The organism is Streptomyces lycii (assembly GCF_009735685.1).
GTDB lineage: Bacteria > Actinomycetota > Actinomycetes > Streptomycetales > Streptomycetaceae > Streptomyces > Streptomyces lycii.
In genome coordinates this window covers 19506-29559 of the sequence record NZ_WHPN01000332.1, presented here as the reverse complement: position 1 = coordinate 29559, position 10054 = coordinate 19506, and the positions used below count along the sequence as shown (strand labels likewise).

Sequence of the window (10054 nt, the reverse complement as noted above, 5' to 3'; positions counted from 1 at the left end):
GCCGGCCTCAGCGGTGCAGCGCGTCCAGCAGTGCCGGGAGCGCGGCGCGCAGCTCCCGCTCCCAGTACGCGGGGCTGTGCGTCCCCCGGTAGAAGTGCGTGGTGATGGGGACCCCCCGTTGCCGGAATCGGTGGGCCACCGCTCGTGATTCGTCGCCCAGCACGGCCTCGGTCAGGGAGATCACCTCCTCCGGGAAGAGCCCGGCCAGGTCCTGGAGCCCCGGGATCACCGGGTCCGGTTCGGTGCCCGGGGGGTCGAGGGCGCCGGGTGTGCCGTCCCCGCAGGCGATGTGTACGGGGACGCCCCTGAGCCGGTCGGCGAGGTGGAAGGGGTCGTGCGCCGCCCAGACGTGCCGCTGCCGCACCGGGTCGCCCCAGATCCGCCGCCAGTCGACGCCGAGGAATTCCGCCCCTCCGCTGACCGCCTTCACGTACATCAGGGGGTGCAGGAAACCGCTGACGCCGGCGGCCGCCCGGAACGTGCCCGGATGCCGCGCCGTGTACGTGAGCGCGCCGTAGCCGCCCTGTGACTCCCCGGCCACGGCCCGGCGCCGTCCCGCTCCGTAGCGGTGTTCGAGGAGCGGCAGCACCTCGCGCAGGTGGAAGCTCTCGACGGCGGGAGTGCCGCCGCGACCGCCGTTCCACCAGTCGGTGTAGAAGCCGTAGAAGGGCATCGAGGGCATGACGACCAGGATGTGACGCAGCTCGGGCAGCTCCTGGAAGCGGTATTCGCGGGTGAAGGACTTGTGGTCCCCGTCCCCTCCCGGCAGCAGCCACAGCACGGGCCAGCGGTCGTCCTCGGCGCGCTCGTCCCAGCCGGAGGGCGTGATGAGGCGGACCTCGGCGTCAGCGCCGAGCGCCGGGGAGCGCAGGGTCAGGTCGAGCAGCCGCCCGCCGGTCCGCCGCTCGCCGAGCACGCGGACGCCGCCCGCGCCTCCGGAAGCGGCGGGGGAGGCCGTGGCCGGGCGGGCGCGGGCGGTCCCGGCCCCGAGGAGAGGGCTCGCGAGCCCCGCGGCCGAGGCGGCGGCGACACCGCCGACGAGCCGGCGGCGCGAAAACGAAGATCTGGCCATGGCTGCTTCCTGACTGTCGCGTTGACTGTCCCGGTTCTCCGTACGGCGCGGCCCCGTCCGGGGTGCGAAGCCGTGCGTCCCTCCGCCGGAGGACCGTGCGGTCTCCATTCGGAACTGCGTGTTCCGCATGCGGGGCGTGCGCTTGCCGTACGGGCGGGTGTTCCGCGCCGGGCCGGTCGTTCTCCGTACGGGCCGGTCGTTACGGGAGCCAGCCTCCCCGCTGTCGCGGGCCCCGGGGACCGGGACATCCCGGGCTTCCCCCGGACGGCAGCCCTCCCTTCACCCGGAGCCCCGTCCCCGACCGCCGCTCCCTTCGGGACCCTCGGCCGACCGGGTGACCGCGGAGCGTGAGAACAGCAGCTCACCCGGCCTGCCGCCACCCCCCGCCCGCAGGGATACGAAGGTGAAACGCACTCCGAACCCCTGGTATCGTTGTGCATGTCGCCGCGGGAGCCCGCAGCGACAACACCTTGTCCGGGTGGCGGAATGGCAGACGCGCTAGCTTGAGGTGCTAGTGCCCTTTATCGGGCGTGGGGGTTCAAGTCCCCCCTCGGACACCACAGAGAAACCCCAGGCCGGGTGCCTGGGGTTTTTGCTGTTCCGGGCTGCGCGCAGGGACGCCGGGGCGAAGCTCCGTACCGGGTGGGGCGCGCACCGGCAAACCGCGGCTCCTGCGACGGGCGCGCGTTCCTGTGGCGGGCGCGTTCCTCCGGCGGATGCGCTTTCCGGCGGCGGGCACGCATCGGCCCCCGGGCGCCTCTTGGGCGCCCGGGGGCCGATGCGAGCTGTGCTCTGCCGTTGCCGGCCGCGGGTCACAGCGTGACGCCGCGCTCCTTCAGGAAGTGGACCGGCTCGACACCGGAGCCGTACTCAGGAGTCGTACGGGTCTCGAAGTGCAGGTGCGGGCCGGTGGAGTTACCGGTGGAGCCCGACTTGCCTATCTCCTCGCCCGTCTTCAGCTGGTCGCCCGGCTGGACGCCGAGCTTCGAGAGGTGGGCGTACTGGGTGTAGGTGTTGTCGCCGTGCTTGATCACGACGTTGTTGCCGTAGCTGCCACCCCAGCCGGCCGTCACGACGGTACCGGTGTGCGCGGCCTTGACCGAGGTGCCGGTCGGCACGACGAAGTCCTGGCCGGAGTGCTTGTTGGCCCAGCGGTCACCGCCGATACCGAAGTCGGAACCCTTGGTGTAGTCGTCCACCGGCTTGGTCCAGGACGCGGCGGTGGGCTTGTCGCGCTTCGAGCGGTCCGCGGCGCCCTTGTCGCCGGCGCGCTCCTCGGCGTCGGCCTTGGCGGCGGCCTTGGTGCCGGCCTTCGCCTCGGCGGACTGGGTCGTGCCCGTGCTCTTGGCGGTGTCGGCCGGCGCGTCGTCCTGTGCGAGCGCGGCCCCGGTCCCCAGCACGGCGGTGGCTCCCAGGCCCGCGGCGGCCAGGGCGGCGCGGCGGTGCAGGGGGCTCATGCTGGCGAGGATCTGGGCGTGCTTCGACATAAGGGGGCTACCTCCGAAGAAGGGGGAAGATCGGGCGAAACGGCGAGAACAAATCATTTCGCCGCGATCGCTCTACCTTGGTAACCCGCCCCGCCCAGGGGGACAAGAACCCCATCTACTAACAAATGCCGTAGCCAGCAGCCGCTCCGCGCCGGGGTGAGGGCGGTGGCGGGCGCGTCCGTGGAGCCTTCGAATCCCACCCCGCGGCGGGGAGGGGACCCCGGGGTGCCTGTGTGCGGGGGTGCGGAGGCCGGGGTTTCCCGCGGCCTCTGGGCGGCCGGGGCGGGCGGCTCTTCGCGTAACGGACAAAATGCCCGGAAAAGAAGAAAGGGTATGTCCTATTTCGCTTCGTAGGTGACGCCCGCCACGTGCGACACCTCACGGGATCACATGATCCACGACTTCTCGGGCGCCTTCTCGGGCGCCTTTTCGGGGCAGCCGGCAGGGCGGACGGCAGGGCGGACGGCGGCGGCGACAGCGGCGGCGACGGCGGCGAAGGCGAGGCGAGGGTCGCGATGGCGATGGCGAGGGTGGCGGCGGTGACGGTGGCGGCGATGGCCATGGCGAGGGCGGCGGCGGGGCCGGAGGGCCGGGCCTGCGGGGTGTCCGGATGTGCGGGTGTACGGGTCAGGCGTCGCGCACGCAGCGGAAGCCGAGGTTACCCGTGGTGCTGTCCGGGGTGTTGGAGGTGCGGGCGGCGACGCGGTAGCGGTTGCAGTAGGAGTGGTGGCACAGATAGGAGCCGCCACGCATGACCTTGGCCGTGCCGGTCCGCGGGCCGGCGGGATTCGAACGCCGGGCACGGGTGTGGTCGGTGCCCCACCAGTCGGAGCACCATTCCCAGACGTTGCCCGCCATGTTGTACAGGCCGAAACCGCCCGGCTCGTAGGCGTCCACCGGAGCGGTGCCCCGGTAACCGTCCTCGGCCGTGTTCCCGGCCGGGAACTTCCCCTGCCAGATGTTGCACCGGTGCTCGCCACCGGGCGTCAGCTCGTCCCCCCAGGGGTAGCGCCGCTGCTCCAGGCCGCCCCGGGCCGCGTACTCCCATTCGGCTTCGGTGGGGAGCCGGGTGCCGGCCCACCGGCAGTAGGCGACGGCGTCGTTCCAGGACACGTGCACCACCGGGTGGCCGGTGCGGTCGCCGACGCCGCTGCCCGGCCCCTCGGGGGCCCGCCAGCAGGTCCCGGGAACCCCGCACCACCACGGCGTCTGCGGGGGGCGGGCCGCTCCGCGCCGGAGCGCGGCGGGCAGGAACCCAGCGAACACGTACGACCAGCCGAAGCGCTCGGCCTCGGTGACGTGGCCCGTGTCGGCCACGAAGGCGGCGAAGTCCCGGTTGGTCACGGCGTACGCGTCGATCCGGAAGGAGTCGACCCGCACCCGGCGGACCGGTCCCTCGCCGTCGGCGGGAAACCCCTCCGCGTCCTCCGTGCCCATCAGGAACGTTCCGCCCGGCAGCAGTACGGTGCTGTCGGTGCTGGTGGCGGTGCCGGTGCTGCCGGTGCTGCCGGACGGCGACAGGGGCGCGGCACCGGTGGGCTTCCGCGGACCGGCGGACGGCCGCGGACCGCCGAGCCACGCGGAACCCGATGACGGCGCCGAATCCGAACGCCGCGCCGAATCCGGAAGCCCGGCCGCACCCGAAGGCCGCACCGATTCCGAAGAGCGCACCGAACCCGCCGGGTGCGCCGAGTCTGCCGAACCCGCCGAACCCGCCGGGTGCGCCGGACCGGCGGGTGCCGGGGACTCCGTCGACGGTCCGGGACCGGTGGCGGAAGGCCGGTCGCCGCGTGCGGGTGAGCAGCAGGTTTTCGCGCGGGGCTCGGTTCCGGTGTGCTCCATGCGGACTCTCCCTGATGCGACGGGCGGCGCTCTGAGGGGCGGGGGAGGGGGTGAGCGAGCCCGAAGATATTTTTTCCGGAGTGTTGACGAAAAACAAGAGGCGTCACCATGCTGTCCGTCATGCAGCATCACGACGGCTCCCCTGCCCAGCCTTCCCGGCCTTCCCAGCCTTCCCGGCTTTCCCGGCTGCGCCGGGGGCACGAAGAGCTTGTCCTGGACCTGTTGCGCAAGCACGGCCCGCTGACCCGCAGCGCCCTCGGCACCTACAGCGGGCTGTCCCGCACGACCCTGTACGACATCATCGCCGCGCTCCTCTCCGGCGGTGCCGTCGTCTCCGTGGCCCCCGACCCGGCGCTGCGCAAGCGCGGCCGGCCGGTGGAGACCCTGGCCCTCAACCCCGAGGCGGGGCAGGCGCTGGGTATCGACTTCGCGCGGCGGGCCGTGCACGTGGCCGCCGCCAACGTCGCGCACGAGATCATCGGCTCGGCCAGTGAGCCGCACGCGGCGGACCTGTCCTGGGAGGACCGGGTCGGCATCGCGGAACGCCTGGTCTCCACGCTCGCCGGGGGGACACTGCGACTCGGGGCGCTCAGCGCGATCGGCGTGGGTGTGGTCGGGCCTGTCGACGCGCCCGGTGACGCCCGAGGCGACGCGCCCGGTGACGCCCGAGGCGACGCGCCCGGTGACGCCCGAGGCGACGCCCCTGGCGACGCGCCCGGTGACGAGCCGCCGCGCACCGGTCCGGCGGACGTCCTGCCGGCATTGCTGGGCAAGCGCTTCGGGGTCCGGACGCTGCTGGACAACAACACCCGGCTCGCCGCCCTCGCCGAAACCGTGTGGGGCGCCGCGGCCGGGGAGCAGGACGTCATCTACCTGCGGCTCTCACACGGTGTCGGTGGCGGACTCGTGGTCGGCGGCGCCCTGCACCGCGGTCCGTACGGGCTCTCCGGCGAACTCGGCCACATCACCGTGGAAGCGGACGGGGCCCGCTGCCAGTGCGGCGGCACCGGATGCCTGGAGACCGTGGCGTCGGTGGGGGCCGTGCTCGACGCCTACCGTGCCGCCGGGGGAGAGGCCCGCGACACCACCGCTCTGGTGGCGGCACTGGAATCCGGCGACACCGTGGCGCGGCGGCTGATGGACCGGGTCGGCACCCATGTCGGCACCGTGGTCGCCGCGGCCTGCAACGTGATCGGCCCGGGGGTGATCGTGATCGGCGGGGAGTTGACCGCGGCGGGTCCCGCTCTCACCACCCCCGTCGAACAGGCCCTCGGATCACACATCATGGCCGGCGCCCGGCACCGGGTCGACCTGCGACGGGCCGCGCTCGGCGAAGCCGGAGCCGCGCTCGGCGGCATCGCCCTGGTGCTGCACGAATCCCCGCTGCTCTCGCGCTACCCGGCACGGCCGGATCCCGAGGAGACCCCATGAGCAAGGTGAGGCACCCATGACAGTGATCACCGCACCCGAGAAGAAGTCCGCCCAGCCGCCCGGACGGCGGGGCGGCCGGAGCGCCGCCCGCTCCCTCGTCCTCGGCCTGGTCGCGCTGGTCTTCGGCCTGGTGGTGTGGGCCCTGGCGTCCCGGGGCGTGGAGCACCTGCCCGGGCCGGCCGGCGTGGCGACCGAGGCGGGCCGCATGATCAGCGACGGCATGCTCTTCGACGACGCGCTGGCCAGCCTCCGCCGGGTCTTCACCGGCTTCGCGCTCGGCGTCGTGCTGGCCGTTCCGGTCGGCTTCCTCATGGGCTGGTATCCGGTGGCCCGCGGGCTGATCGAGCCGTACATCCAGTTCTTCCGCACCATTCCGCCGCTCGCCCTGATCCCGCTGGCGATCGTGCTGATGGGGATCGGTGAGACACCGAAGATCTTCGTGATCTTTCTCGCCGCGTTCATGTCCTGCGTCGTGGCGGCTTTCCAGGGCGTCGTCGACGTGGACCGGACGCTGATCAACGCCGCCCGGGTGCTGGGCGCGTCGGACCGCACCATCTTCCTCAAGGTCGTCATCCCCGCGTCCACCCCGTTCATCCTCGTCGGGATGCGGATCGGGCTCGGCTCCTGCTGGGCGACGGTGGTCGCCGCCGAACTGATCGGCGCCCAGGAGGGGCTGGGCTACCGCATGCAGAACGCCTCGACCTACTACCTCATGTCCCAGATCTTCGTGGCACTGATCGCCATCGGCGTGCTCGGCCTGGTCATGGACCGGCTGCTGCTCCGCGCCGAACGCCGCCTCACCAACTGGCAGGAGCGCCGATGACACCCAAGATCTCCTTCCGGGACGTCGTCAAGACGTACGAGCTGAAGGACACCACCTTCACCGCGCTCGACCATGTCTCGCTGGACGTCGCCGACCGGGAGTTCCTCACCGTCGTCGGGCCGTCCGGCTGCGGCAAGAGCACCCTGCTGAGCATGGCCGCCGGGCTTCTCGAACCCTCCGCGGGCCAGGTCCTGGTGGACGACGCGCCGGTCACCGGGCCGGGCCCGGACCGGGGTGTGATCTTCCAGCAGTACGCCCTCTTCCCCTGGCTGACGGTGCGCCACAACGTGGAGTTCGGGCTGAGGATCGCCTCGACCCCGGCCCCGGAACGCAGGGAGCGTGCCGAGCGGGCCATCGAACTCGTCGGGCTGGGCGACTTCGCCGACGCGCTGCCCAAGACGCTGTCCGGCGGCATGAAGCAGCGCTGTGCGATCGCCCGTGCCTACGCGGTGAACCCGCAGGTCATGCTGATGGACGAGCCCTTCGGCGCGCTGGACGCGCTGACCCGGGTGCAGTTGCAGGACCAGCTGCTCACCACCTGGAGCCAGGAACAGCGCACCGTCATGTTCATCACCCACGATGTCGACGAGGCGGTCTGCCTGGCCAGCCGCCGGGTGGTCGTCATGGCCGCCAGGCCGGGCCGGGTCCACGCGGTGATCGACGTGGACCTGCCGTATCCGCGGACCGAGGACGTCCGTCTCTCACCCGAGTTCACCCGGATCCGCAACGAGGTCTGGCACGCCGTCTACCACCAGAACCTGACCACCACCGCAGCCTGACCGCCACCGCCGCCCGAACGGCGGCCGGCCCCGAGCGGCCGGCCGCCGGCCTCCGGAGTCACCCGGGCCTCCCACCGCCCGCCCGGGACCCGAGTCCCGTGTCACTCACCCGAGAGGACCGTTCCACCATGCCCGGAAGCAGAATGCGGCGTGCTCTCACGGCCGCCGCCACGACCACCCTGCTGTCGCTGTCCGTGAACGGCTGCTCCGGCAGTTCCGCCAACGACTCCACGGTCGACTTCGGCTACATCAGCGACTACAACGGCGCCAGCCTGCTGGCCATCGCCGACGAGCGGGGCCTGTGGAAGAAGCAGGGCCTCACCGTGGACGTCAAGGCCTTCAACAACGGCCCGGTGCAGGTCGAGGCGCTCGGCGCCGGTGACCTCGACTACGGCTACATCGGCCCCGGAGCCATGTGGCTGCCCGCCTCCGGCCGGGTCGAGGTCGCCGCCATCAACACGCTGACCTACGCGGACCGGGTCATCGCCCAGCCGGGCATCACGTCGATGAAGGACCTGAAGGGCAAGAAGGTCGGCGTACCGGAGGGCACGTCCGGCGACATGATCCTCAACCTCGCGCTCCACGAGGCGGGGATGACCGCCGAGGACATCCAGAAGATACCGATGGACCCGTCCACGGTCGTCTCGGCCTTCTCGTCCGGGCAGATCGACGGCGCCGGGATCTTCTACCCGCTGATCGACACCATCAAGCAGAAGGTGCCGGACCTGCGGGAGCTGTCCAGCACCGAAAACATGGAGGACTCCTTCCCCACCGCCTTCGTCGCGCGCAACGACGTCGAGCCCGAGTTCAACAGCAAGGTCGTCAAGGTCCTGCAGCAGGCCAACGACTGGCGGGCCGAGCACTACGAGGAGTCGATCACCCTGACCGCCGAGCTGCTCGAGCTCGACCGGGACAAGGTCGAGGCGGACGCCGGACACGTCGAGGTCATGTCGACCGCCGACATCGTGGCCAAGACCAAGGACGGCACCGTCGACGGATGGCTGGACGGCCTGAGCGACTTCTTCGTCCGCACCGGCACGCTCGAATCGGCGCCGGACCCGTCGGAGTTCTACACCGGCGACGTCTACACGGAGGCGTACGCCAAGTGAACCTGCTGTTCCTCATGACCGACCAGCACCGCGTGGACACCCTGGGCTGTTACGGCAACCCGCACGTGGCCACCCCGAACCTGGACCGTCTCGCGGCGAGCGGCACCCGCTTCGACCGCTGCTACACGCCCACGGCCATCTGCACCCCGGCCCGCGCCAGCCTGCTGACGGGGCAGGCCCCGTTCCGGCACCGGCTGCTGGCCAACCACGAGCGCAACGTGGGCTATCTGGAGGACCTGCGCGAGGACGTGTTCACCTTCCCCGCCGCGCTGCGGGAGCACGACTACCAACTCGGCCTGGTCGGCAAATGGCACGGCGGGACCCGGCGCAACGCCGCCTCGTACGGCTTCGACGGGCCGGACCTCCCCGGCTGGCACAACCCCGTCGACCACCCCGACTACCTGGCCTATCTGGAGGAGCGCGGGCTGCCGCCGTACCGCATCTCCGATCCGGTCCGCGGCACCACGCCGAACGGCAACCCGGGCAATCTGCTCGCCGCCCGGCTGCACCAGCCGGTGGAGGCGACGTTCGAGTACTACCTCGCCACCCGGGCCGTCGACATGCTCGAGAAGTACGCCGCGGACGGCCGCCCGTTCTTCCTGGCCACCCACTTCTTCGGGCCGCACCTGCCCTATCTGCTGCCCGACTCCTGCTTCGACCGCTACGACCCGGACCTGGTCGAGCTGCCCGCCTCGATCGCGGAGACCTTCGAGGGCAAACCCCCGGTGCAGCGCAACTACAGCAGGCACTGGACCTTCGACACGATCCCGATCGAGGTCACCCGCAAACTGATCGCCGTCTACTGGGGTTACGTCACCCTCATCGACGAGCAGATCGGGCGGATCCTGGACAAGCTCGACGAACTCGGCCTGAGCGACGACACCTCGGTCTTCTTCACCGCCGACCACGGCGAGTTCACCGGCGCCCACCGGCTGCACGACAAGGGCCCGGCCATGTACGAGGACATCTACCGCATCCCCGGCATCGTCCGGATCCCCGGCTCGGCCCCGCAGGTCCGAAACGAGCTGGTCTCCCTCACCGACTGCACGGCGACCATCCTCGACCTGGCCGGGTGCGACACGGCGCCCGCGGTCGACAGCCGCAGCCTGGTGCCGCTGGTCCGCGGCGAACACCCGGACTGGCCCACCGACCTGGTCGCCGAGTTCCACGGTCACCACTTCCCCTACCCGCAGCGGATGATCCGCGACGACCGCCACAAGCTGGTCGTCAACCCCGAGTCGGTCAACGAGCTGTACGACCTGGCCGAGGACCCGCACGAACTCCACAACCGGTATCCGCACCCGGAGTACGCGCCCGTGCGCGGGCGGCTCATGCGCCGCCTGTACGACCTGCTGCGCGAGCGCGGCGACAACTTCTACCACTGGATGACGCCGATGTACGACATCGGAGCCTGCGACTACGACCCCAGCCTGAGCGCCTTCGAGCCGGAAGGAACCATCCCGCTCTCCGCGCCCTGACCGCACGGAGAGGAGCCCCCGCACGGAGAGGAG

8 protein-coding genes and 1 tRNA gene are annotated in these 10054 nt (G+C 71.6%); 6 read left to right on the top strand and 3 right to left on the bottom strand.

All coding sequences use genetic code 11. The annotated features are described in order from the left end of the window. Positions 1 to 7: 7 nt before the first annotated feature. Complete coding sequence (locus tag GCU69_RS21290; RefSeq protein WP_156206911.1) at positions 8 to 1072, bottom strand: alpha/beta hydrolase; 1065 nt, start codon at positions 1070 to 1072, stop codon at positions 8 to 10. A 472-nt stretch (positions 1073 to 1544) separates the two neighbouring features. Between GCU69_RS21290 and GCU69_RS21285 the strand changes: the two genes are divergently transcribed. Beyond that, positions 1545 to 1632: transfer RNA gene (locus tag GCU69_RS21285), tRNA-Leu, on the top strand. 252 nt (positions 1633 to 1884) lie between these two features. Here GCU69_RS21285 and GCU69_RS21280 read toward each other — a convergent pair. Together GCU69_RS21280 and GCU69_RS21275 are read right to left on the bottom strand one after the other, a co-directional pair. Then, the gene (locus GCU69_RS21280) at positions 1885 to 2559 is read right to left on the bottom strand and encodes a M23 family metallopeptidase (RefSeq protein ID WP_098755223.1); all 675 of its coding nucleotides are present in this window, start codon (positions 2557 to 2559) and stop codon (positions 1885 to 1887) included. A gap of 627 nt (positions 2560 to 3186) precedes the next feature. After that, the gene (locus GCU69_RS21275) at positions 3187 to 4080 is read right to left on the bottom strand and encodes a formylglycine-generating enzyme family protein (RefSeq protein WP_408055829.1); all 894 of its coding nucleotides are present in this window, start codon (positions 4078 to 4080) and stop codon (positions 3187 to 3189) included. Between the two features lie 441 nt (positions 4081 to 4521). Here GCU69_RS21275 and GCU69_RS21270 point away from each other — a divergent pair, with 441 nt between their 5' ends. From GCU69_RS21270 to GCU69_RS21250, 5 genes are all read left to right on the top strand, one after another. Continuing rightward, entirely contained in the window at positions 4522 to 5832 is a 1311-nt protein-coding gene (locus tag GCU69_RS21270; protein WP_235978609.1) for an ROK family protein, read from the top strand. A 16-nt stretch (positions 5833 to 5848) separates the two neighbouring features. Continuing rightward, entirely contained in the window at positions 5849 to 6655 is an 807-nt protein-coding gene (locus GCU69_RS21265; RefSeq protein WP_098754840.1) for an ABC transporter permease, read from the top strand. Further along, a complete protein-coding gene (locus tag GCU69_RS21260; RefSeq protein WP_098754839.1) occupies positions 6652 to 7434 on the top strand; it encodes an ABC transporter ATP-binding protein in 783 nt (260 codons plus the stop codon). The genes GCU69_RS21265 and GCU69_RS21260 overlap by 4 nt, the downstream gene beginning before the upstream one ends. 128 nt (positions 7435 to 7562) lie before the next feature. After that, the gene (locus GCU69_RS21255) at positions 7563 to 8543 is read left to right on the top strand and encodes an aliphatic sulfonate ABC transporter substrate-binding protein (RefSeq protein ID WP_156206908.1); all 981 of its coding nucleotides are present in this window, start codon (positions 7563 to 7565) and stop codon (positions 8541 to 8543) included. Then, positions 8540 to 10021: a sulfatase-like hydrolase/transferase gene (locus GCU69_RS21250; RefSeq protein ID WP_098754837.1), complete on the top strand. Its 1482-nt coding sequence runs from the start codon at positions 8540 to 8542 to the stop codon at positions 10019 to 10021. Before GCU69_RS21255 ends, GCU69_RS21250 begins: the two co-directional genes overlap by 4 nt. Positions 10022 to 10054 lie beyond the last annotated feature (33 nt).